At 66.1% G+C, this 21,106-nt stretch carries 23 protein-coding genes; 14 read left to right on the top strand and 9 right to left on the bottom strand.

The features are described from left to right. Window positions 1–100 precede the first annotated feature (100 nt). From AXYL_RS24110 to AXYL_RS24150, 9 genes are all read left to right on the top strand, one after another. Entirely contained in the window at window positions 101–1,063 is a 963-nt protein-coding gene (locus tag AXYL_RS24110; protein WP_013395485.1) for an AraC family transcriptional regulator, read from the top strand. 118 nt (window positions 1,064–1,181) lie between these two features. Continuing rightward, window positions 1,182–2,483 carry an alanine racemase gene (locus AXYL_RS24115; protein ID WP_013395486.1) on the top strand — a complete coding sequence of 434 codons (1,302 nt, stop codon included), beginning with the start codon at window positions 1,182–1,184 and terminating at the stop codon, window positions 2,481–2,483. Window positions 2,484–2,486: 3 nt separating this feature from the next. After that, window positions 2,487–3,155: an amino acid ABC transporter permease gene (locus AXYL_RS24120; protein ID WP_013395487.1), complete on the top strand. Its 669-nt coding sequence runs from the start codon at window positions 2,487–2,489 to the stop codon at window positions 3,153–3,155. Between the two features lie 11 nt (window positions 3,156–3,166). Continuing rightward, window positions 3,167–3,817: an amino acid ABC transporter permease gene (locus AXYL_RS24125; protein ID WP_013395488.1), complete on the top strand. Its 651-nt coding sequence runs from the start codon at window positions 3,167–3,169 to the stop codon at window positions 3,815–3,817. Continuing rightward, a complete protein-coding gene (locus AXYL_RS24130) occupies window positions 3,804–4,544 on the top strand; it encodes an amino acid ABC transporter ATP-binding protein (RefSeq protein ID WP_013395489.1) in 741 nt (246 codons plus the stop codon). Before AXYL_RS24125 ends, AXYL_RS24130 begins: the two co-directional genes overlap by 14 nt. A gap of 24 nt (window positions 4,545–4,568) precedes the next feature. Beyond that, window positions 4,569–5,354: a transporter substrate-binding domain-containing protein gene (locus AXYL_RS24135; RefSeq protein ID WP_013395490.1), complete on the top strand. Its 786-nt coding sequence runs from the start codon at window positions 4,569–4,571 to the stop codon at window positions 5,352–5,354. A 23-nt stretch (window positions 5,355–5,377) separates the two neighbouring features. Further along, window positions 5,378–5,725: a RidA family protein gene (locus AXYL_RS24140; protein WP_013395491.1), complete on the top strand. Its 348-nt coding sequence runs from the start codon at window positions 5,378–5,380 to the stop codon at window positions 5,723–5,725. A 66-nt stretch (window positions 5,726–5,791) separates the two neighbouring features. Next, complete coding sequence (locus AXYL_RS24145) at window positions 5,792–6,826, top strand: succinylglutamate desuccinylase/aspartoacylase family protein (protein ID WP_013395492.1); 1,035 nt, start codon at window positions 5,792–5,794, stop codon at window positions 6,824–6,826. A gap of 25 nt (window positions 6,827–6,851) precedes the next feature. Further along, entirely contained in the window at window positions 6,852–7,940 is a 1,089-nt protein-coding gene (locus tag AXYL_RS24150; protein ID WP_013395493.1) for a LacI family DNA-binding transcriptional regulator, read from the top strand. A 34-nt stretch (window positions 7,941–7,974) separates the two neighbouring features. On the opposite strand, the gene AXYL_RS24155 is transcribed toward AXYL_RS24150, so the two are convergent. Beyond that, window positions 7,975–8,793 (bottom strand): 2-keto-4-pentenoate hydratase, encoded by an 819-nt coding sequence (locus AXYL_RS24155; protein WP_013395494.1) that lies wholly within the window; start codon window positions 8,791–8,793, stop codon window positions 7,975–7,977. A 110-nt stretch (window positions 8,794–8,903) separates the two neighbouring features. On the opposite strand from AXYL_RS24155, the gene AXYL_RS24160 reads away from it, so the two are divergent. The 3 genes from AXYL_RS24160 to ycaC all read left to right on the top strand — a co-directional run bounded on the left by AXYL_RS24160 (window position 8,904) and on the right by ycaC (window position 11,328). After that, on the top strand, window positions 8,904–9,851 hold the full coding sequence (locus tag AXYL_RS24160; RefSeq protein ID WP_013395495.1) for a LysR substrate-binding domain-containing protein: 948 nt from the start codon (window positions 8,904–8,906) through the stop codon (window positions 9,849–9,851). 114 nt (window positions 9,852–9,965) lie between these two features. Further along, window positions 9,966–10,643 carry a hydrolase gene (locus AXYL_RS24165; protein WP_013395496.1) on the top strand — a complete coding sequence of 226 codons (678 nt, stop codon included), beginning with the start codon at window positions 9,966–9,968 and terminating at the stop codon, window positions 10,641–10,643. Between the two features lie 58 nt (window positions 10,644–10,701). After that, complete coding sequence (gene ycaC / locus AXYL_RS24170) at window positions 10,702–11,328, top strand: isochorismate family cysteine hydrolase YcaC (RefSeq protein ID WP_013395497.1); 627 nt, start codon at window positions 10,702–10,704, stop codon at window positions 11,326–11,328. A 79-nt stretch (window positions 11,329–11,407) separates the two neighbouring features. Here the strand turns inward: ycaC and AXYL_RS24175 are convergent, their stop codons facing one another. Further along, window positions 11,408–12,556: a sterol desaturase family protein gene (locus tag AXYL_RS24175; protein ID WP_013395498.1), complete on the bottom strand. Its 1,149-nt coding sequence runs from the start codon at window positions 12,554–12,556 to the stop codon at window positions 11,408–11,410. A gap of 253 nt (window positions 12,557–12,809) precedes the next feature. Here AXYL_RS24175 and AXYL_RS24180 point away from each other — a divergent pair, with 253 nt between their 5' ends. Both AXYL_RS24180 and AXYL_RS24185 read left to right on the top strand, forming a co-directional pair. Beyond that, the gene (locus AXYL_RS24180; protein ID WP_013395499.1) at window positions 12,810–13,034 is read left to right on the top strand and encodes a YdcH family protein; all 225 of its coding nucleotides are present in this window, start codon (window positions 12,810–12,812) and stop codon (window positions 13,032–13,034) included. 178 nt (window positions 13,035–13,212) lie between these two features. Continuing rightward, window positions 13,213–13,815, top strand: coding sequence for a LysE/ArgO family amino acid transporter (locus AXYL_RS24185; RefSeq protein WP_013395500.1), 603 nt, complete (start codon window positions 13,213–13,215; stop codon window positions 13,813–13,815). 27 nt (window positions 13,816–13,842) lie between these two features. On the opposite strand, the gene AXYL_RS24190 is transcribed toward AXYL_RS24185, so the two are convergent. The 7 genes from AXYL_RS24190 to AXYL_RS24220 form a co-directional block, all read right to left on the bottom strand. After that, a complete protein-coding gene (locus AXYL_RS24190; RefSeq protein WP_013395501.1) occupies window positions 13,843–14,160 on the bottom strand; it encodes a hypothetical protein in 318 nt (105 codons plus the stop codon). Between the two features lie 99 nt (window positions 14,161–14,259). After that, window positions 14,260–14,913 (bottom strand): TetR/AcrR family transcriptional regulator, encoded by a 654-nt coding sequence (locus AXYL_RS24195; protein ID WP_013395502.1) that lies wholly within the window; start codon window positions 14,911–14,913, stop codon window positions 14,260–14,262. Window positions 14,914–14,955: 42 nt separating this feature from the next. After that, the gene (gene lpdA, locus AXYL_RS24200) at window positions 14,956–16,395 is read right to left on the bottom strand and encodes a dihydrolipoyl dehydrogenase (RefSeq protein ID WP_013395503.1); all 1,440 of its coding nucleotides are present in this window, start codon (window positions 16,393–16,395) and stop codon (window positions 14,956–14,958) included. 6 nt (window positions 16,396–16,401) lie between these two features. After that, window positions 16,402–17,127 carry an ABC transporter ATP-binding protein gene (locus AXYL_RS24205; protein WP_013395504.1) on the bottom strand — a complete coding sequence of 242 codons (726 nt, stop codon included), beginning with the start codon at window positions 17,125–17,127 and terminating at the stop codon, window positions 16,402–16,404. After that, window positions 17,120–18,934, bottom strand: coding sequence for an ABC transporter permease subunit (locus tag AXYL_RS24210; RefSeq protein ID WP_013395505.1), 1,815 nt, complete (start codon window positions 18,932–18,934; stop codon window positions 17,120–17,122). The genes AXYL_RS24205 and AXYL_RS24210 overlap by 8 nt, the downstream gene beginning before the upstream one ends. A 5-nt stretch (window positions 18,935–18,939) precedes the next feature. After that, window positions 18,940–19,824 (bottom strand): branched-chain amino acid ABC transporter permease, encoded by an 885-nt coding sequence (locus tag AXYL_RS24215; protein ID WP_013395506.1) that lies wholly within the window; start codon window positions 19,822–19,824, stop codon window positions 18,940–18,942. 65 nt (window positions 19,825–19,889) lie between these two features. Beyond that, the gene (locus AXYL_RS24220; protein WP_013395507.1) at window positions 19,890–21,101 is read right to left on the bottom strand and encodes an ABC transporter substrate-binding protein; all 1,212 of its coding nucleotides are present in this window, start codon (window positions 21,099–21,101) and stop codon (window positions 19,890–19,892) included. Between the last annotated feature and the right edge of the window lie 5 nt (window positions 21,102–21,106).

A 21,106-nucleotide genomic window follows, 5' to 3' on the forward strand; every position in this document is an offset into this window, starting at 1 on the left:
CCTGGAAGCAGCCCCGCTTGGGCATACACTGAAAGCCGCCCGATTCTCCGATTTTCCTCCGCCGCCCGCCTTCCCGGCGCGGTGCGCCACGGGAGCCCCCATGACCATGACAACCGCCATTACCGACCACCGCGCCGGCCCGACGCTGGACGCCGCCTACGAGCCGGCGCGGCGCGAGCTGCTCTGCACGCTGGAACGCATGACCGGCGATCTGGAGGGCTCGCTGGACACGCCCATCGAGGGCCTGTTCCTGCACCGCCTTTCGCAGCCCACCGGCGCCAAGCCCGGCCTGCAAAAGGCAGCGTTCGCGGTCATCGCGCAAGGGTCCAAGCGCCTGCTCATCGGCGACGAGGCCTACGAGTACGATCCCTTCCACTATCTGATTTCCTCGGTGGAACTGCCGGTCGTGGCCAAGGTCTCCGTCGCCAGCCCGACCCTGCCCTACCTGGGCTTGCGGCTGGACCTGAACGTGGAGGAAATCACCGCGCTGATCAGCGACGAAAACCTGCCCGCCCAGCCGCCTGCCGAGGCCGGACGCGCGCTTTGCGTCAATCCGCTGGGCAGCGTTTTGCTGGACGCGGTACTGCGCCTGCTGCGCCTGCTGGACACGCCGCGCGACATCCCCATCCTGGCGCCCCTGGTCAAGCGCGAACTGCTGTACCGCCTGCTGATGAACGGCCAGGGCACGGTGCTGCGCCAATCGGTGCTGCAAGACAGCCAACTCAACCGCGTAGCCAAGGCCATCCGCATCCTGCGCGACAACTATGCGCAGCCCCTGCGCGTGGAAGAGATCGCGCGCGACGTGCACATGAGCGTGTCGTCGCTGCACCATCATTTCAAGCAGGCCACCGCCATGAGCCCGCTGCAATACCAGAAGCACCTGCGCCTGCAGGAAGCGCGGCGGCTGATGCTGACCGATGACGCCGGCGTGGCGCTGGCGGCCCATGCCGTGGGCTATGAAAGCTCTTCGCAGTTCAGCCGCGAATACAGCCGCCTGTTCGGCTCGCCGCCCTTGCGCGACAAGCAGCGCTGGAAGGACGAAACCGCGCTGGCGCCGGCTTGAAACGCCGGTTTTCGCTTTCCTAGGGATTGCCCTAATCCTAATTTGACAACGTTACCATTAGACTGCCGCCATCAAATGATAACGTTGTCATATCCCTGAATCCTTCTTCGGCGGCCGCATGAATCCCTTCCTGGAAACCCTGCTCGATACTCCACTGGACGACACCTACCGGGGCATTCCTCCGGGCGAGCCAGCGGTTGCGCTGCGCGCCGTGGCGGCCCGCGGCTGGCAGCCCAGCAGCGGCAACATGGCCCTGCCCGTCCTGACGCTGGACGAGGCGGCCTTCGCCCACAACGTCGAACAGATCTTCCAGTACGCCCGCAGCCACGGCGCGGCGCTGGCGCCGCATGCCAAGACGCCGATGTCGCCGCAGATCGTGCAGCGGTTGCTGGATGCCGGCGCCTGGGGCGCCACCGTCGCCAACCTGCAGCAAGCCGCGGTGCTGCTGCGCGCCGGCGTCTCCCGCCTGATGCTGGGCAACGAGATCGGCGGCGCGGCCAGCGGCGCCCGCCTGGGCAAGCTGCTGGCGGCCTACCCCGATGCGCGCCTGCTGGCCTTCGCGGATTCCGCCGCCACGGTGCGGTCGCTGGCCGCCGCGGCGGCTGAAGCCGGCCGGCCGGTGGAGGTGCTGGTGGAAGTCGGCGGCGGCCGCGCGGGCGCACGCGACGATGCCGCGGTCGCGGCCATCCTGGACGCGATCGGCGAACAGGGCGACAAACTGGCGCTGGCGGGCGTGGCCACCTATGAAGGCGCCGTCGCCTCGTCTGACGTTGCGCTCACCGCGCAGAACATCGCCGCACTGATGGCGCGCGCCGCCCGGGTGTTCCAACACGTGCGCGCCCTGGCGCCACAAGCGCCGCTGGTATTCACGGCAGGCGGCTCGGCCTTCTTCGACCATGTCACCCAAGCGGCCAAAAGCTGGCTCGCCGAGGACGGAAATGCCCAGCTGGTGCTGCGCAGCGGCGCCATCTTCTTCCATGACCACGGCACCTATCAGCGCGCGCTGCAAGCCATGGACGCCCGCGCGGGCTTCCAGGTCGACGGCCAGGCGCGCAGCGCCGCCACCGATTTCCGGCCGGCCCTGCGCCTGTGGGGCGAAGTCCTGTCGCGCCCGGAGCCGGGCCTGGCGATCTGCGGCTTCGGCATGCGCGACGTGTCCTACGACCAGGACCTGCCTGCGCCGCTGGCGGCCTTCCGCGGCGGCGCGGCCCTGCCCGGCTGGGATGCGCAGGCCCGCGTCACGCGGCTCAACGACCAGCACGCCTTCCTGGCCATCGCGCCGGACAGCGAGCTGGCGCCGGGCGATGTGATCGAGTTCGGCATTTCCCACCCCTGCACCTGTCTGGACCGCTGGCGCGTCTTCTTCGGCCTGGACGCCGACGGCCGCGTGCAGTCGGCGTATCGCACGTTCTTCGGGTAAGCCATGCAACAGCTGAACTTCCAACAGGTCTGGCGCTACCGCGAACAGCTCTGGGACGGCATCCAGGTGACGCTGGAGCTGACCATCATCGCCGTGGTCGCCGGACTGGCCATCGGACTGGCCGGCGCCGTGTTGACGCGCCACGGCCCCAAGCCGGTCAAGCTGGCGCTGCGCGCCTATGTCGAGGTGTTCCGCAACACGCCGTCGCTGATCCAGTTGTTCGTGGTGTTCTTCGTCCTGCCGGGACTGGGCCTGCGCATGCCGCCCTTCGTGGCCGCGGCGCTGGCGCTCAGCCTGTACTTCGGCGCCTATGCCATCGAGATCCTGCGGGCCGGCCTGGACTCCATTCCGCGCAGCCAGATCGAGGCCGGTCACTGCCTGGGCCTGAGCACCTGGCAGGTGTACCGCCACATCGTGCTGGCGCCCGCCCTGCGCAACGTCTATCCGGCCCTGGGCACGCAGCTGGTCATCCTGCTGCTGGGCACCTCGCTGGCCTCGCAGGTGTCGGCCGAAGACCTGTTCCATGCCGGCAGCTTCATCGAAAGCCGCACCTACCGCAGCTTCGAGGTCTATGCCGTGATCTGCGGCATCTATTTCACGCTGGTACTGATCACCAAGGCCCTGCTGGCCCTGGCCGGCCGCCTGACGTTCACTTGGCCCGTGCGCCGCTAGGAGCTGCAAGCATGCGTACGTTTACCCTGAGCGATTTCGCGTCCCTCATCAGCGCGCTGCAATGGACCGTGGCCCTGGTGCTGATCGCGCTGGCCATCGGCGCGCCGCTGGGCCTGGGGCTGGCGCTGTTGCGCGGCCACCGTTCGGCGCCGTTGCGCTGGCTGGCCGCGGCCCTGCAGCAGCTGGTCCAGGGCGTGCCGCTATTGGGCCTGCTGATGTTCTTCTACTTCGGCATGCCGGTGTTCCTGGGCATCGAAGTGCCCGCGCTGACCGCCGTCAGCGTCGCCTTCATCATCTACACCGCGGCCTTCCTGGGCCAGATCTGGTACGGCGGCATCCAGGCCGTGAAGCACGAGCAGTGGGAAGCGGCCGCCTGCCTGGGCCTGTCCAAATGGCACCAGTTCCGCCACGTGATCGCGCCGCAGGCCTTCCGCCTGTCGCTGCCGCCCACGGTGGGTTTCCTGGTCCAGCTCATCAAGGGCACTTCGCTGGCCTCGGTGGTGGGCTTCGTCGAACTGGCGCGCGCCGGGCAGATCGCCAGCGCCGCCACCTTCCAGCCCCTGCTGGTCTATTCCTGCGTCGCGTTGCTGTACTTCGCGGCGTGCCTGCCCCTGACGATGTGGGCCCGTAACCTGGAGGGCCGCTTCCATGGCGCTCGTTGAAGTCTCCAATATCCACAAACGCTTCGGCGCCAACGCGGTGCTCAACGGCGTCTCGCTCGAGGTCAACGAAGGCGAGATCGTCACCATCATCGGCCGCTCTGGTTCGGGCAAGTCGACCCTGCTGCGCTGCCTGAACGCGCTGGAAACGGTGGACGACGGCGACATCCGCATCGGCGGCGAACAGATCCATGCCGGCATGCCCGGACTGCGCCAGTTCCGCCAACGCGTGGGCATCGTGTTCCAGCAGTTCAATCTGTTCCCGCACCTGAACGTGGAACGCAACATCACGCTGGCGCCCACGCTCAACGGCAAGATCGCCAAGTCGCAGGGCCGCGCGCTGGCGCTGGACGTGCTGCGTCGCGTCGGCCTGGCCGAAAAGATCGACGCCTATCCGGCCCTGCTGTCGGGCGGCCAGCAGCAGCGCGTGGCGATCGCCCGCTGCCTGGCCATGGCGCCGCAGTTGATGCTGTTCGACGAAGTCACCTCGGCGCTGGACCCGGAGCTGGTGGGCGAGGTGCTGAAGGTCATGGAAGACATGGCGCGCCAGGGCATGACCATGGTGCTGGTGACGCACGAAATGGCCTTCGCCCGCAATGTCGCGTCCAAGGTGGTGTTCATGCACCAGGGCCGCGTCTGGGAACAAGGCCCGCCCGCCGAACTCTTCGCCAACCCCCAAACCCCCGAGCTGCGCCAGTTCATCGGCACGGCCGCGCCTTCCACTCACTGAAGCACCCGCCCCTGGAGTCATCGCATGAAACTGTACGCCAAGCTGGCCGCCGCCGCGGCCCTCTGTCTCTCCCTGGCCGCGCCCGCCTCGGCCGCCGACAAACTGCAGGACGTGCTGGGCGCGGGCAAGCTGCGCGTGGGCGTGCTGATGGATGCCGCGCCCTGGGGTTTCAAGGACGCCAAGGGCGAGGCCGCCGGCCTGGACATCGACCTGGCCAAACTGATGGCCGCCGACATGGGCGTGAAGCTGGAGCTGGTGCAGGTCACCGGCGCCAGCCGCATCCCCAGCCTGCTGGCCGGCAAGGTCGACGTGCTGATCGCAGCCGCCGGCGCCACCCCGGAGCGCGCCCAGCAGGTCATGTTCTCGCAGCCCTACGCCGCGGTGAACCTGGGCGTCTATGGCGGCGACGCTATGCCGCAGGCCAAGAGCGTCGACGAACTCAAGGGCCACAGCATCGCGGTCGCCAAGGGCTCCACGCTGGACATCTGGCTGACCGACAACGCGCCCGGCGCCAAGCTGGTGCGCTTCGAGGACACGCCGTCGGCGGTGGCCGCCTATCTGGCCGGCCAGTCGGAGTCGTTCGCCGAGAACAGCGCCATCGCGCTCAAGGTGACCGAAGACAATCCCGCCCGCGCACCCCAGCTCAAGTTCCTGATCCGCCAGTCGCCGGCCCACGCCGCCGTGCAGCAGGGCCAGCAGAACCTGCTGAACTGGATCAACACCTTCCTCTTCACCAACCGCCTGAACGGCAAGCTGCCGGCCCTGCAGCAGAAGTGGTTCAAGGAAGCCCAGACCCTGCCGCAGATGTAATCGGCCGAATCAAAAGGACTCGCATGATCAAACGCTACAAATCCGGCTCGCGCATGAGCCAGGCCGTCTCGTACAACGGCTTCGTGTTCATCGCCGGCCAGGTCGCCGACAACCGCCAGGGTTCGCTCGAATCGCAGACCCGCGAAGTGCTGGCCAAGATCGAGGCGCTGCTGGCCGAGGCCGGCAGCGACAAATCCCGCCTGCTGGCGGTGGACGTATTCCTGCCCGCCATCGGCGACTTCGACGCCATGAACCGCGTCTACGACGCCTGGATCGACCCCGCCAACCCGCCGGCCCGCGCCTGCGTCGAAGCGCGCCTGGCCGACCCCGACCTGCGGGTCGAGATGACCGCGGTCGCCGCGCTGCGCTAAGGCGCGTTGCCTAGGCCTTCCGATCCCTTTTTCGCGCCGCCTTGCGCGGCGCCGTTGTATCTCCCCATGCATACCGGCCTGTTTCACGAGATAGATTTCGACGCCGACGGCAAGGCGCTCAGCTTCCTGGGCACCCCCTATTCGGTCGACCGTTCGCCCTACTACCAGATCAAGACTCCCATCTGCCGCATCCGCAACGGCAGCGGCCCGCGCGTGCTGCTCATGGCCGGCAACCACGGCGACGAGTACGAAGGCGAGGTCGCCCTGGGCCGCCTGATCCGCCGCCTGGAACCCGCCCGCATGCGTGGCGAGGTCACGATCCTGCCGCTGGCCAACCTGCCCGCCGTCATGGCGGCGCGGCGGCGCTCGCCGCTGGACAACGGCAATCTCAACCGCGCCTTCCCCGGCGTGCCCGGCGGCACGCCGACCGAACGCCTGGCGCACTTCCTGGAACATGAACTGTTCCCGCGCCACGACGTGGTGTTCGACATCCATTCCGGCGGCACCTCGATGGCGCACCTGCCCACCGCCCTGATCGAGCGCCAGGACTCGCCCGAGCGCATGACGCGCGCGCTGGACCTGATGGGTTCGCTGGGCATGGGCCACGCCTTCGTCGCCGCCAACGGCCGCGATGCGCCTACCTCCATGGCGGCAGCCGCGCGCGCGGGCGCCATCGGCATCAGCGGCGAATTCGGCGGCGGCGGCACGCTGACCCCGGCCACGCTGGCCGCCACCCAGCGCGCCATCGACAATCTGCTGCAGAAGCTGGGCGTGACCGACGCGCCGCTGCTCGGCCCGCACGCGCCCGGCGCGCCCGCCATGCAGCTGCTCGAACTGGACAGCCACGAGCAGAACATCTTCGCCACCCGCCGCGGCTGGTTCGAGCCGGCGGTCGACATCGGCGCCACGGTCCGCGCAGGCGATGTCGCGGGCTACTACCATGACCTCAACCAGCTGGATGCGGAAGAGGAAATCCTGCGCTTCCGCCAGTCGGGCATCGTCATTTCCCGGCGCTTGCATACCGACTGCGAATCCGGCGACAGCCTGATCCAGGTTGCGCGTCCGGTCGGCCAGACTGATATCCTGACGGCTGCCGCCTGACCCCGGAACAATCAAAAGAAATCGCATGAGCCACCGGCCCGCGCCTCCTTCCGCCCCCACCTATGACGACGTGCTGCGCGTGCGTCCCGAGGGCGCAGCCGCGCCCGCGCGCGCCGCCGTCCCCGCCAAACCGCCGCGCATCGAGGAGGTGGCCAGGCTGGCGGGGGTGTCGCCCATCACCGTATCGCGGGCCTTGCGCCAGCCCGAGAAAGTGGCGCAGGAAAAGCGCGACCGCATCCTGCAGGTAGTGGCGCAGACCGGCTATGCCTCCAACCCGCATGCGCGGGCCCTGCGCTCCGGGCAGTCCAGCGTGGTGGCGGCCTTCGTCTCCAACATCCTCAGCCAGCAGTTCGCGCTGGCCGTGCAGGGCTGCGCCGAAGTGCTGGAGCCGCAGGGCTACCAGCTCATGGTGGGACAGACCTCGTATTCCTACGCCAAGGAAACCAGCATGATTGCGTCGCTGCGCGCCCTGCGGCCCGCGGCGGTGCTGTTCACCGGCGTCATCGAACTCGAGGAAAACCGCCAGTCGCTGCGCGAGCTGGGCATCCCCATCATGGAGACCTGGGCCTATCCGCGCGATCCCATCGACATGCTGGTGGGCTTTTCCAACTATGACGGCGGGGTCATGGCCGCGCGCCATCTGGCCGCGCGCGGCTACCGGCGCGTTGCCTTCGTCGCCCGCCAGGGCGGCCGCGGCGACTTGCGCCGCCAGGGCTTCAACGCCGCCGCCACCGAGCTAGGCCTGCAAGTGGTGGCCGAACTGGCCGTGGACAACGCGCAGACCATCGCCGACGGACGCGCGGCCTTCACCCGCCTGCTCGCCATGGGCCAGGCCTTCGACGCCGTGTTCTGCGCCAATGACCTGCTGGCGGTGGGCGCCTTGTTCGAGGCGCGCGACCGTCAGCTCGCCATTCCGCGCGACGTCGCCATCCTGGGCTTCGGCGATACCGACATCGCCAGCGAAATCGAACCGGGCCTGACCACCATAGGCGTGGACAGCCGCAAGCTCGGCGCGCGCGCCGGCGAACTGCTATTGCAGCGCCTGAATGGCGGCGCGCCCGCCGCGCGCCAGGAAGTGTTTCCGCTGACGCTCAACCAGCGCGCCAGCGCCTAGGCTCGCGGGCCGGCCGGCAACGGCCGGCGCAAGATCACTCGTCGAACACGATGCGCAAGCCCGGCAGGCCAATGCCGTCCAGCGCGGTGCTCCATGTTTCGCCCGGATGCACCGGCCAAGCCTTGGTCAGCGTGCCTGTCGTGACCAGTTCGCCCGCCTGGATCGCCTCGTCGGCCGGCCGTTCCGCCACCACCGCCAGCAGATGGGCCAGCGCCGCCAGCGGGCTGCCCAACACGTTGGCGCCGGTCCCGGTTTCGCGGTGGATGCCGTTGCAGGACAGGTCTATCCGGAAGTCCGCCAGCCGTTGGACCAGCCCCGGCCCGAGCTCGGCGGCCTCCACCAGCGGCCCGATGAATAGCGCGCCATGCAAGGCGTTGTCCGCCACCGTGTCGGCGGCCTGGAACTGCCAGGCGGGATAGTGTGATTGCACCAGCTCAAAGCCGTGGGCGATCCAGTCCACGCACTCCAGTATCGCGGCCGGGTCTCGCGTCCGCGGCGGCGCGGCATGGAAATGCAGCACGATCTCCGGCTCGATACGCGGTTCGACATAGCGGCCCAGGCGGCAATGGACTTCGCCGGTGTCGTCGTAGATCGCGCTATGCTCGTAGACCCGTCCCCATACCGGAAAGTCCACGCCCAGCGCCGCCCACATCGCGGCATTGGTGAACCCGATCTTGCGGCCGACGAGCAGCGCGCCTTCCGCCAGCCGCGCCTGATGGATCCGCGCCGCCACGTCGTAGGCGGCGTCCAGGTCGAAGCGCGGCCGCCTGGCCGTGGGCGGCGCGAGGTAAGCGGCATGATCCTGCGCCGCCTTGATTTCGCGCGCGAGCGACGCGGGGTCGGAAGCTGGCATGGAGGCTCCTGAGGGTAGGCTCAAATGTAAAAGAAAAGCTGCCCGCGCAATACCGCAGCCGTTATATGCTCCCCTCTGATGTCCTATTTTCAGAACAGTTGGGGGAAGCAATGCACGACTTGAATGACCTCTATTACTTCGTCCAGGTCGTCAAGAACGGCGGCTTCGCGCCTGCGGGACGGGCGCTCGGCATACCCAAGTCCCGCCTCAGCCGGCGCATCGCGCTGCTGGAAGACCGGCTGGGCGTGCGGCTCATTCAGCGTTCCACGCGCAGCTTCGCCGTGACCGAATTGGGTCAGGAATATTACGAACAATGCCTGTCGATGCTGGCGGGTGCGGAAGCAGCCCAGGAAGTCATCGACCGCACCCGGGCCGAACCGCAAGGCACGATACGCATGAGCGCCCCGCCCGCGCTGATCTACTACTTTCTGGGCGATCTGGTGGCCCGCTTCATGGTCCGCTGCCCCAAGGTCCACGTGTTCTTGAAGAGCTTCAGCCGGCCCGTGGACGTACTGCGCGAGGGCTTCGACATCGCCGTGCGCGTGCGCTTCGGGCCCATCGAGAGCAGCGACCTCATCATGAAGCCCTTGGGCATGAGCTGCCAATGCCTGGTGGCCAGTCCAGCGCTGGCGCGCAGCATCGCGCTGCCCGCCGATCCCCACGCCCTGAGCGAATTGCCGACGCTGGCTCTGGGCACCGAACAGCGCGAATCCCATTGGCGGCTGGACGGGCCGGACGGCGCGCGCATCGTCGTGCCGTTCACGCCGCGCCTGGTGACGGACGACATGCTGGCCCTCAAACAGGCCGCCTTGCGCGGCGTGGGCGTGGTCGCCCTGCCCCTGCTGATGATCCGCGACGAACTGGACGCAGGCACCCTGGTGGACGTGGGCGCTCCCTGGCAGCCGGAGGCCGGCAGCGTGCACGCCATCTTCCCGTCGCGCCGCGGCCTGCTGCCCGGTGTGCGGGAACTGCTGGACTTCCTCAGTTCCGAATACCAGGAGGTGGCCAAGCGCGAACACGACACGCAGGTGCGCCACAAGCTGCCCACCTTGAAGTAGCTCCGGGGCTGGGCCAGCGTTCGACGAGTGGGACGCAGAAACCCATTTTCCCCGCCTACCCAGCGGCCCGCGTTGCTCCTAGCATGGTTAGCCCCACCTCACCTGGAGCACACCATGAGCGTCCCCGCCAACTTCAACGGCCAGCGCCCCGTCATCGATCCCAACGATGCCGCCATGCTGCTGATCGATCATCAGAGCGGTCTGTTCCAGACGGTTGCCGACATGCCGATGACCGAGCTGCGCTCGCTGGCCGGCGCGCTGGCCTCCATGGCCACCCTGGCAAAGCTGCCTGTCATCACCACCGCCTCCGTGCCGCAAGGCCCCAACGGCCCCCTGATTCCGGAAATCCACGAGAACGCGCCGCATGCGAAATACGTCGCACGCAAAGGTGAAATCAATGCCTGGGACAATCCTGAATTCGTCGCGGCGGTCAAGGCGACCGGCCGCAAGACCCTGATCATCGCCGGCACCATTACCAGCGTCTGCATGGCCTTCCCTGCCATCAGCGCGGTGGCCGAGGGCTACAAGGTCTTCGTGGTGGTCGACGCCTCGGGCACCTACAGCAAGATGGCCCAGGAAATCACCCTGGCGCGCGTGGTGCAGGCCGGCGTCGTGCCCATGGACACAGGCGCCGTCGCGGCCGAGCTGCAAAAGACCTGGAACCGCGAAGACGCCGCCAAGTGGGCCGAGGTCTATACCAAGATCTTCCCGCCCTACCAGTTGCTGATCGAAAGCTACAACCGGGCCCAGGAAGTCATCAAGAAGGGCGAGCAGCTCGACTCCCAGCGTTGAGCCGGCCCTGATGTTCCCCGCACGCCGCAAGGCGCGCAATTCCCTCATGGAGTATGCAATGACCAAGCCCTATGTGAAACTCGACAAGACCCAGGCCGCGGTGCTGCTGGTCGACCACCAGGTGGGCCTGCTGTCCCTGGTCCGGGACTTCCAGCCCGACCAGTTCAAGAACAACGTCCTGGCGCTGGCCGACCTGGCCGAATATTTCAAGCTGCCCACCATCCTGACCACCAGTTTCGAAGACGGCCCCAACGGCCCGCTGGTGCAGGAACTGAAAGACAAATTCCCCAAGGCGCCCTATATCGCCCGTCCGGGCAACATCAACGCCTGGGACAACGAAGACTTCGTCAAGGCCGTCAAGGCCACCGGCAAGAAGCAGTTGATCATCGCCGGCGTGGTCACCGAAGTCTGCGTGGCGTTCCCGGCGCTGTCGGCCCTGGAGGAAGGCTTTGACGTGTTCGTCGTGACCGACGCGTCCGGCACCTTCAATGAAGTGACCCGCAACGCCGCCTGGAGCCGCATGGAGCAGGCCGGCGCGCAATTGTTGAGTTGGTTCGGTGTGGCGTGCGAGCTGCACCGCGACTGGCGCAACGACATCGAAGGCCTGGGGACCTTGTTCTCCAACCACATCCCCGACTACCGCAACCTGATGGCGGCCTACTCCACCGTCAAGGGCAACAGGTAATGTCCCGGCCGGCCGCGCCCAGGCGCTGAGCCGGCTGACGGCATCTTCGGCGGCGGCGCGCATCGGGCGCGCCGCCGTTTCATTTCTTGCGGGCGAACGGGTAGGCCTGCTGTGCCAGGAAGGTGCCCGGCATGTCGTTGTCCAGGATGCCGTAGTTCTCGGGCAGGCGCTTGCTCACGCCGCGCACCGCCGTGCCGAACGCGTAATCGATGAACGAGAAGTGCGCGGCATAGTTCCGGTCGATCGCCTCGGTGTCCGAGGAGTGGTGCCAGTGGTGAGAGTCCGGCGTCACGATGATGTAACGCAGCCAGCCCCAGGGCAGCCTCACATTGGAATGGATCAGCACCGCCTGGAAGCCGACGATGATGATGTAGGCGTCCAGCACCGGCTTGGAAAAGCCCAGCGCGAACAGCACGCCCAGCACCGCGACCCGGGTGATCAGCAATTCGACGATGTGCAGGCGCGAACCGGCCAGCCAGTCCAGCGTGCGGGTACTGTGGTGCACCGCGTGGATGCGCCACAGGAACGGCACTTCGTGATACGCGCGGTGCGCCGCGTACTGCACCAGATCCGCCACCAGCACGGCCAGGAACAACTCCGCCAGATAAGGCAGCGACACGATCGCCTGCTGCAGGGGCTCGTAGGCCGCCCAGGAAAACAGCCGGTGCACGAAGAAGTTGATGCACAGCAGCACCGCCCCCACCGACAGGTGGTTGAACAGAAAGTGCTTCATGTCCACCTGCCATTCGCCGCGGAACACCGGCTGGCCCGGGTACAGCGGGAACAATTTCTCGAAAATGATGAACACGGTGCTGGAAGCCAAGAGGTCCAGGATGAACCAGTCCAGCCCCAGATAGGGATGGTTGCCGGTATTGGACGAGGTCACCACCACATTGCTGCCGCCCGCGGCCACCGCCCCGCACACCAGCACGAAGGCCGCGATGTTCAGCCAGCGCTGACGGCCCAGCACGGTATTGGCCAGCGCGATCGTGCCCGACACCAGCAGCGCCCCGAACAGCAGGCCGCGCATCACGTCCACGTTGTAGAAGCTGCGCAGCTCCGGCGTGGTCAGGTAAGCGGGAAAGTGGAACGCCAGGACCCCCAGCACCGCCAGGATGGCCAGGAACAGCGCAATCACGCCGCTCATCATGCCCGTTCCCGGGTGGATTCTCCCGTCCTGCTTGAAAAGATCAAAGACCTGGCGAAGGATGGACGCGCGCTGATTCATTTCAAATTTATGGCAGACCACGGGGAAGCGAGTGTATCGCCGGGGACGGATCTGCATGTAAGCAAAGGTGATCAGCCGCGACAGAATCAGTGCCGGCCGGGCTTGCGCGGCATCAATCCGCCGGCTGGCCGCGGCCGCCCGGGCGGTTGACAACGGCGCGGGCTTGGCGTGTCATGGAATCGAAAGCTTTATGGATCATCAGGTTCCCCGGTTTCCCGCAGTGCCCATCAACCGGTTCTTTAAAGAGGCCCCTATGTTCCCTGAATACCGCCACCTCATTACCCAACTGAAATCCGAAAACGCGCATTTCTCAGCGCTGTTCCAGCGTCACAATGACTTGGACCAGGAAATCAAGAACATGGAGGCCGGCATCCAGCCGGCGTCGGGCAACGAGGTCGAAGTGCTGAAGAAGGAGAAACTGCACCTGAAGGACAAGCTGTACGGCATCCTGCGCGCTGCCGACCAGGGCGGCAGCTGAGTTCACCGCACCGCTACGGGCGGCATCGGACTACTCCGGTCCCGTGCCGCCATCGCCGGCCCCTTCCGACCGGCGGAATGCGCCGCGAAAATTAGCAGAACTGAATAAGGATTAGGATAATTAGTTTTCCTAATCTTTTGGCAAAGGCTAGTCTGTCGCCCTTCCCTGAAGGGTATCGATGACCACCGCCTACATTCCCGGATTCCTGCTCGGCCTGAGCCTCATCATGGCGATCGGCGCGCAGAACGCGTTCGTCCTGCGCCAAGGACTGCGCCAGGAACATGTCTTTGCCGTCTGCCTGGCCTGTGCCCTGTCGGACGCCATCCTGATCAGCGCCGGCGTGGCCGGTTTCGGCCTGGCGGTCGGCGCCCTGCCCTGGCTGGAACCCGCCCTGCGCTATGGCGGCGCCCTGTTCCTGTTTGCCTATGCCGCGCGCAGCCTGAGGTCGGCGTTGCGCGCCCGCCATGACAACCTGACGCCGTCCTCCACCCAGACGGCGGGACGCGCAGCCGCGCTGGCGACCTGCCTGGCCCTGACCTGGCTCAATCCCCACGTATACCTGGACACGGTGGTCCTGCTGGGATCGGTGTCCAGCCAGTACGACGGCCACAAGACCGCCTTCGCGCTGGGCGCGATTTCGGCCTCGTTCGCTTTCTTCTTTGCCCTGGGCTATGGCGCGCGCCTGCTGCGGCCCATCTTCGCCAATCCCGACGCGTGGCGGGTCCTGGACGGCTGCGTCGCCGCGGCCATGTTCGCCATCGGGCTGAAGCTGGTGCTCTGACCGCCCGGCCAGCAGTTCCTGTCCGGTTTACCGGCTCTTGCCTGACCCGGCCGACGCGTTCACGTAGTCCTTGACCGTGCGGTCCTTGTTGAAGATCACCGTCAAGGTCTGCTGGTTGTCCATCGCGCCGTAGGCGCTGTTGTCGAAATAGAACCAGGTGGCCGTGGTCAGTCCATCCCGATTAACGCTCTGGGAGCGGGGCGGGCCGTAGTCCCGGACCATCTCGTCGTAGGTCGTGACATTGAGCTTGATGGCCGCTACTTTCGATTCGCTCAGCAGGTCGCCGGAACTGGTGCTGGCGCAGCCCGTCACGATGGCAGCCACGAAAAGCAAGGATGTTCTCATTCTGTTTTCCCCGGTCTGGCGGGCCGCAAGCTGCGGCCGGCGTGTTGGCGCTAGCTTCATAGACCGCGATTAGAACGTAAATTTTCCTCGGCGGCGCGGCTATTCCACCTGCATCTTGCCGATGTCGGGCGCAAACCCCTCCGGAGGCTTGCTGGCGATGGAACGGCACAGCAGTTCGGACATGCCTTTGGCCAGCTGTTTATTGTTCCATTCCCCCGCGTCCGAATACCACTTCGGCACCCAATTCACGGCACCAAAAATGGAAAAGATGGCCAGCTTCGGATCGCACTGGATAATGCTGCCGTCCTCCATGCCCTCGCGCACGAAGGCGCGCAGCTTGGCTTCGAAGCGGTCGCGCTGCTTGACGATCTCGGCGCGGTCGTCCGGTTCGAGCGCATGCTCTTCTGTAATGATGACGCAGCGGCTCATTTCGCTGAGCGTCACCTCCAGGTACTCGCGCAACGCGAGCTGCAGCTTTTCCAGGCCGGTGCCGCCATGGCGTTCGGCCGCCTCGATGGCCTCGAACCCCACTCGCAACGCCTCGGCGAACGCCTCATACAGCAGGGCATGCTTGTTCGGGAAATAGTGATAGAGCGCGGCCTTGGTCACGCCCAGGCTGGTCGCGATATCTCCCAGCGAAGTAGCGTGGAACCCTTTCTGATTGAAGGCGGCAATCGCCTGGCGCAGCAGCGCTTCGCGCTTCAATTGGTGCATCGCCTTGTGCGTCGGCACCGAATTATTCCATGTTGCCACTGATCAAACCCTCCCGGTGAATTGCGTGGACCGGCCGCATACTTAACTTTTTTTCCCAGAGAGGAACAACTCGGTGAGCGTCCCCTCATAGGCCTCGGCGGCAAACGCCAGCGTCTCCGACAAGGTCGGGTGCGGGTGTATGGTAAGCGCGATGTCACCGGGCTCCGCGCCCATCTCGATGGCCAGCGCCGCTTCAGAGATCAGATCGCCCGCCTGCGGCCCCACCATGCCCACCCCCAGCAAGGCGCGAGTCCGTGGCTCGACCAGGATCTTGGTCAGTCCCTCTCCGCGTCCCAGGCTCAGCGCGCGGCCGCTGGCCGCCCAGGGGAAGCTGGCCGACTCGAACGCCACGCCGTCCCGGCGCGCGGCGGTCTCGGTCAAGCCCACCCACGCCACTTCCGGATCCGTGTAGGCGACTGCCGGAATTACCTTGGCATCGTTGCCTGCCTTCTTGCCCGCCGCTATCTCGGCCGCCACCTTGCCCTCGTAGGCCGCCTTGTGCGCCAGCATCGGTTCACCGACGACATCGCCTATGGCCAGAATATGCGGGACATTGGTGCGCTGGCGTTCATCCACCGCAATGAAACCGCGTTCGTCCACGAGGACTCCGGCGCGGTCTGCTCCGATCCGGGCCCCGTTGGGCCGGCGGCCAGCCGCGACCAAGACGGCATCATACACCTGGGGTCCGACGCCATGCGGCCCGCTGAACACGACGTGCACCCCGTCCTCCCGCGCGCTGGCCGAGACCACCCGAGTGCCAGTCAGAATGGCCTCGTATCGGCTGGCCACCCGCTGCTCCAGGGGCTTCACCAGATCGCGGTCGCATCCCGGCAGGAGGCCGTCGGTCAGTTCCACCACCGTCACCCTCGTGCCAAGCGCCGCGTACACCGTGGCAAGTTCCATGCCGATGATGCCGCCACCCACCACGAGCAGGCGCTGGGGCACACTCTCAAGCGCCAGGGCATCACTGGAATCCATGATGCGAGGATCGTCCGGCAAGCCCGCCAAGCGCACGGGATGCGAGCCCACGGCAATGATGGCCTGTTTGAAGCGCACGGTTTGGCCGCCGGCGACCTCCAGGGTGTTGGACCCAGTGAACTGCCCCAGGCCATGCACCACGCGAACCTTGCGCCGTTTTGCCAGCCCCGCCAGTCCGCCGTTCAGTTTGGCGACCAACGCCTCCTTCCACCGCCGCAACTTGTCGAGGCGAATGCGCGGCTCGCCAAACTCGATGCCCAGCTCGTGCAGGCCTCGCGTCTCTTCCAGAGCACGGGCTGCGTGCAGCAGCGCCTTGGAAGGGATGCAACCCACGTTCAGGCATACGCCTCCGAGGGCCGGCCGTTCCTCGACCAGCGTCACCGCCAGCCCCAGATCGGCGGCGCGGAAGGCCGCCGTATAACCGCCCGGCCCGCCGCCCAGTACCAGCAGTTCGGTATCGATGTTTTCGCCCACGGGCGGCCTGTCCTTGTTTTCGGTCTGCATGTCTGCCTATTCCGTTCTGCCTGCGCCCAGATAGGCGCTGGACAGCGCCGCCCCCGCGCCGCCCGTCAGCACTTCGCGTGTGCCCTCGAAGACCGTCGTACCGTGCTTGAGCACGTAGCCGAAATCGGCCACTCTGAGCGCCAGGCTGGCCATCTGCTCGCTGAGCAAAACCATACGGCCGCCCTGCGCGCAATACTGTTTGATGAAGTCGAATATCTGCGCGACGACGATGGGCGCCAGCCCCAGGGACGGCTCGTCCAGCAGCACGCAGCGCGGCTCATGCAACGTGGCCATCGACAGGATCAGCATCTGCTGCTGGCCGCCGCTCAGGGTCCCCGCCTTCGCTGCCCGGCGTTGCGCCAAAACCGGAAAATTGCCGTACACCTGTTCCAGCGCTGTCTTGAAATTGCCTCTGGGTTTGCGAAAGTGCCAAGCCGTAATAAGGTTTTCCTCTACCGTGTGTTGATGGAAGATGCGCCGTCCCTCCATGGCGTGCGCCAGCCCCCGCCGCGCGCGCTCGTGCGGAGGCAGGCGAGATATGTCCTCGCCATCCAGCAGAATCTGTCCGCCCTTGATCGGCGTCACTCCTGATATCGCTCGCATCAGCGACGATTTGCCGGCGCCGTTCGCGCCTATCAGAGCCGTGATGCCGTCAGGACGCGCCGTCAGGCTGACACCACGCACGGCATCGATCGCGCCGTAACTTACTTGCAGATTGCGGACTTCAAGCATGGGCCGGCTCCTCGACGCCAAGATAGGCCTGGATCACGGCCCGGTCGGCGCGCATGCCGTCCATGTCACCCCGGTAGATTTCCTCGCCGGCTTCGAACACCACCACTTCGTCGACCAGTTCGGCCAGGAAATCCATGTGGTGATCAATGATCATGATGGCCACGCCATGATCGCGCGCCAGGCGAACCAGCCTGACCAGGTGTTCGGACTCCACTTCGGACAGGCCGGCGGCGGGTTCGTCCAGCAGCAACAGCTCCGGATCGCTCGCCAGGGCGCGGGCAACCTCGGCCAGGCGCTGTATGCCGTAGGGCAATTCGCTCATGATGGCGTCCGCGTGCCCGGCCAACCCGGCCGCCTGCATCAAGGCTTCGACCTGGCGCAGCAGGGCGCCCTCCTCGCGCCTCGCACCGGGCGTATTGAAAGCTGCGGCAAGGGCGCCGTGCCGATAGCGGCGATGGGCCCCCATCAGGATGTTCTCGCGCACTGTAAAGCTGGGCACGTTGCGCGGATCCTGGAAGGTTCGGGTGATGCCAGCCTGCGCCACCCTGTGGGAGGGCCAGCCGGCGATGTCCTGGCCTTTGTAAAGAATGCGCCCCGAAGTCGGCGCATAGATGCCGCTGATGACGTTGACCAGCGTGCTCTTGCCCGAGCCATTGGGGCCGACCAGCGCGGTGATGCTGCCGGCGCTGAGCTCGAGCGACACTCCTGCCAGCGCGCGCAGGCCGGAAAACTCCATGACCACGCCCTCGACACGCACCAACGCTTGTCCTCCACCAATGCCTGCCGCGGGCTGCCGCCGCGACATTGGCGGCTCGGCCGCGCTGCCCGCTGCGGGGCGCAATTGGTCGAACTTGCTGTAGCGTGTCTGCGTGCGCAGCAAGCCAGCCAGGCCCTTGGGCAACAAGGAGAAGATGAACACCAGAATCAAGCCATAGACGATGTACTGATAGTCATTGAAAGCCTGCAGCTTCTGCGGCAGGTAGGTGAACAGCACCGCCCCGTATACCTGTCCCGCGAGCGAACCCAGGCCGCCCACGATGGACATCACCAGGATCTCGATGGACCGCATCAGGCCGAAGCTCTCCGGCGTCAGATAGCCGATCATGTGCGCATAGAAACCCCCTGCCAGGCCCGCGAGCCCGCCGCTGATGGCATAGGCGGCACGTTTGACGGCGGCCTGGGATATGCCCAGTGAACCGGCGGCGATTTCGCTGACGTGCACGGCGTAGAACGCCCTGCCGAAATGGCTTTTGACGAAGTTGCGCAACATCAGCATGACGACCAGCAACACCACCAGCAGAATGCGGAAGTACGCAACGGTGTCGATGCTCCAACCGAAGATCTGCAAGGTTCCTATCTGCGACGACGGAATGCCGCGCATGCCCATCACCCCTCCCGTCACGCCGCGCAACTCGCGCGCCAGTTCATAGACGATCAGGCCGAAGCCCAGCGACATCATCGCCAGATAGAACTCGCGCACTCGGCCCGCAGGGCCCGCCAGTAGCAAGCCGATCGCCGCAGCGCCAAAGGTGGCCAGTACCAGCGCCACGGGGAACGGCACCCCCCAGGATTTCATCGCGATGGCGCTGGCATAGGCGCCGATGGCGAAGAATCCGGCGTGGCCCAGCGAAATCTGCCCGCTGATGCCGGTCAGCAGATTGATGCCCTGTGCGAGCAGGATATTGATGATGACGAAGCTCCACATCTGGACCGTGCCGGTGGCGACATGGCCGGCGCCCACCGCCAGCGCCACGGCCAGCGCACCAAGCGTCCAGGAGTTCGACAGGATTTTTCCTAGCTGTTTCATCGTCCTCACACCTTCACCGTTTCGCGCTTGCCAAACAGGCCCTGCGGCCGGATCGTCAACACGCCTATCAAGAGCACGAAGGCCACGACCTCGGCCGCAGCGGGCGAGACATAGCCGCCCACCAGCTTTTCCAGGATGCCCAGGATCAACCCGCCCACCAGCGAGCCGAACGCACTGCCCATGCCGCCCATGACGGCCGCAACGAACGCCAGGATCAACAGATGCAGGCCGAAGTTCGGATCCACCGTGCCCGATACCTGCGACACCAGAATGCCGGCGATGCCCGCCAGCACGCCGCTCACGAGGAAGGAGAAGACGACCACGCGGTAGACCGGTATGCCCATCAGCGACGCCAGGTCGCGGTCATGGGCGACCGCGCGCACGCCGTAGCCCCAGATGGAATGGCGCAGGAACAGTTCCATCAGGCCGACGATCATCACACTGATGACGAAAACGGCGATGTATTGCAGGGAGATATAGGCGCCCATGAACTCCACCGTATCCGTGCTGCTGAAGAGCACGTCCGGAAACGCCACGGCCTGGGTGCCGAACAGCCAGCTCGCCACTCCTTGCAGGAATATGCCTATTCCAAGCGTGGATACCACCCATCCCATGCTGCCGGCGACGCGCCGCGTAGGCCGCACGCCGACGACCTCGACCACCCACAGGATGAAGGCCGTTGCCAGCAACGACACGCCCACGGCCAGGAACACGTTGACGCCGGCGCCGACCATGACGGCCGTCAGCATCGCGCCGGCCATCAGAACCGAACCCTGTCCGAAATTGAGCACGCGCGTGGTCCAGAACGTCAGGTTCAGGCCCAGACCGATCAGCGCATAGGCAGCGCCGACGCTCAGTCCCGACACGATCATTTGGATAAAGAAATCCATATCACCCTCATCCATGCAGGCGGGCGACCGTCCGGCGTCACCGCGCCGGACGGTCGCCGCACCGATTACTGGGCGACCGGCTGCAGCCGGACCTTGTCGTCCTTCTTGACGTACTCGAACACCTTGACGCCGTCCGTCTCGATGCCGTGATGGCGTTCCTTCGAGAAGTTGTAGGTGGTGTTGACGCCCTGGAAGTCCTTGATCGATTCGATCGCCGCGATGATGGCCTTGGGGTCGGTCGAGTTGGCCATCCTGATGCCTTCGAACAGCACGTTCGCGGCGTCGTAGCCGTTGGACACCGAGATCGCCATGAACAGCTGCGGATTCTCGGAATCGTTGCCCCACCAGCGGTCGGCGCCGTACTTCGCCTTATAGGCCTTGGCGAACTCCGCCGCTGCTGGACGCATGGGATTTCCAAACGCACCGATCATCGTGCCCAAGGTGCCCAGCGTCAGTTCACCCGCGCCTTCCTGGTAGGGCTGTCCCAAGGCGCCATTGGATGCCACCAGCGGCACATTCACGTTCAGCCTGGCCATGGTCCGGCGCAGCACGGCCAGGTCCTTGCCCAGACCGATGGCGGCGATCGCGTCGACGTTGGCGCGCTTCAGGCGCGCAACCTGCGCGGTCATGTCCTGAGCGCCCTGGTTGTAGGAATCGGTCGCGACAGGCTTGGCGCCACCGTTCTTGCCTATGGCGGCGGACAGGTAGTCAACGCCCGTCACGCCGTAGGCGGTGCTTTCATGCACGATGCCGATGCGCTTGAAACGCTTGGCCAGGTATTCGCCCATCGCCACGGCCTCGATGTCGTTCTGCAGCGCGAACGAGAACACGTTGGGCCGCGGCTTCTCCCCGGTCTTCTCGCCCGCGTAGGTCACGACAGGTGTCTGCGCGATCGGATTCATGTAGGGCCGGCCGTCGGCCTGGGCCATGTCGATCACGGCTAGCGTCGGACCGCTGCCCGCCGGGCCGATGATGCCGACGATTTCCTTGTTGTCCAGGATGGCGCGCATGTTCTGCACCGCGCGGTCCGGATTCAACTGATCGTCCAGCAGCATCGCGATCTCGATTTTCTTGCCGTTGATGCCGCCCTTCGCGTTCCATTGCTCGACCGCAAGCTCGACGGCGCGGCGGTTGCCCTCGCCGAACTCGCTATAGGGGCCGGTCAGGGCCGACGTCATGCCGATCTTGACCGTATCGGCCGCCAACGCGGTTCCCGAAACCAATGCCGCCACTGCGACCGCCAGCCACGCAGGCGTGGATTTCCTGTACCAGGACATGTTGT

It is taken from the genome of Achromobacter xylosoxidans A8, from assembly GCF_000165835.1.
Lineage (GTDB): Bacteria > Pseudomonadota > Gammaproteobacteria > Burkholderiales > Burkholderiaceae_B > Achromobacter > Achromobacter xylosoxidans_B.

What these genes read in the sequence shown, in the direction of transcription:
- AXYL_RS24175 (WP_013395498.1), bottom strand. Translation starts at nt 12,556, where the DNA reads ATGAATCAGCGCGCGTCCATCCTTCGCCAGGTCTTTGATCTTTTCAAG.
- AXYL_RS24145 (WP_013395492.1), top strand. Translation starts at nt 5,792, where the DNA reads ATGCATACCGGCCTGTTTCACGAGATAGATTTCGACGCCGACGGCAAG.
- AXYL_RS24120 (WP_013395487.1), top strand. Translation starts at nt 2,487, where the DNA reads ATGCAACAGCTGAACTTCCAACAGGTCTGGCGCTACCGCGAACAGCTC.
- AXYL_RS24140 (WP_013395491.1), top strand. Translation starts at nt 5,378, where the DNA reads ATGATCAAACGCTACAAATCCGGCTCGCGCATGAGCCAGGCCGTCTCG.
- AXYL_RS24205 (WP_013395504.1), bottom strand. Translation starts at nt 17,127, where the DNA reads ATGCTTGAAGTCCGCAATCTGCAAGTAAGTTACGGCGCGATCGATGCC.
- AXYL_RS24125 (WP_013395488.1), top strand. Translation starts at nt 3,167, where the DNA reads ATGCGTACGTTTACCCTGAGCGATTTCGCGTCCCTCATCAGCGCGCTG.
- AXYL_RS24110 (WP_013395485.1), top strand. Translation starts at nt 101, where the DNA reads ATGACCATGACAACCGCCATTACCGACCACCGCGCCGGCCCGACGCTG.
- AXYL_RS24180 (WP_013395499.1), top strand. Translation starts at nt 12,810, where the DNA reads ATGTTCCCTGAATACCGCCACCTCATTACCCAACTGAAATCCGAAAAC.
- AXYL_RS24165 (WP_013395496.1), top strand. Translation starts at nt 9,966, where the DNA reads ATGAGCGTCCCCGCCAACTTCAACGGCCAGCGCCCCGTCATCGATCCC.
- AXYL_RS24190 (WP_013395501.1), bottom strand. Translation starts at nt 14,160, where the DNA reads ATGAGAACATCCTTGCTTTTCGTGGCTGCCATCGTGACGGGCTGCGCC.
- AXYL_RS24135 (WP_013395490.1), top strand. Translation starts at nt 4,569, where the DNA reads ATGAAACTGTACGCCAAGCTGGCCGCCGCCGCGGCCCTCTGTCTCTCC.
- AXYL_RS24115 (WP_013395486.1), top strand. Translation starts at nt 1,182, where the DNA reads ATGAATCCCTTCCTGGAAACCCTGCTCGATACTCCACTGGACGACACC.
- AXYL_RS24130 (WP_013395489.1), top strand. Translation starts at nt 3,804, where the DNA reads ATGGCGCTCGTTGAAGTCTCCAATATCCACAAACGCTTCGGCGCCAAC.
- AXYL_RS24215 (WP_013395506.1), bottom strand. Translation starts at nt 19,824, where the DNA reads ATGGATTTCTTTATCCAAATGATCGTGTCGGGACTGAGCGTCGGCGCT.
- AXYL_RS24160 (WP_013395495.1), top strand. Translation starts at nt 8,904, where the DNA reads ATGCACGACTTGAATGACCTCTATTACTTCGTCCAGGTCGTCAAGAAC.
- lpdA (WP_013395503.1), bottom strand. Translation starts at nt 16,395, where the DNA reads ATGCAGACCGAAAACAAGGACAGGCCGCCCGTGGGCGAAAACATCGAT.
- AXYL_RS24210 (WP_013395505.1), bottom strand. Translation starts at nt 18,934, where the DNA reads ATGAAACAGCTAGGAAAAATCCTGTCGAACTCCTGGACGCTTGGTGCG.
- AXYL_RS24220 (WP_013395507.1), bottom strand. Translation starts at nt 21,101, where the DNA reads ATGTCCTGGTACAGGAAATCCACGCCTGCGTGGCTGGCGGTCGCAGTG.
- AXYL_RS24185 (WP_013395500.1), top strand. Translation starts at nt 13,213, where the DNA reads ATGACCACCGCCTACATTCCCGGATTCCTGCTCGGCCTGAGCCTCATC.
- AXYL_RS24150 (WP_013395493.1), top strand. Translation starts at nt 6,852, where the DNA reads ATGAGCCACCGGCCCGCGCCTCCTTCCGCCCCCACCTATGACGACGTG.
- ycaC (WP_013395497.1), top strand. Translation starts at nt 10,702, where the DNA reads ATGACCAAGCCCTATGTGAAACTCGACAAGACCCAGGCCGCGGTGCTG.
- AXYL_RS24155 (WP_013395494.1), bottom strand. Translation starts at nt 8,793, where the DNA reads ATGCCAGCTTCCGACCCCGCGTCGCTCGCGCGCGAAATCAAGGCGGCG.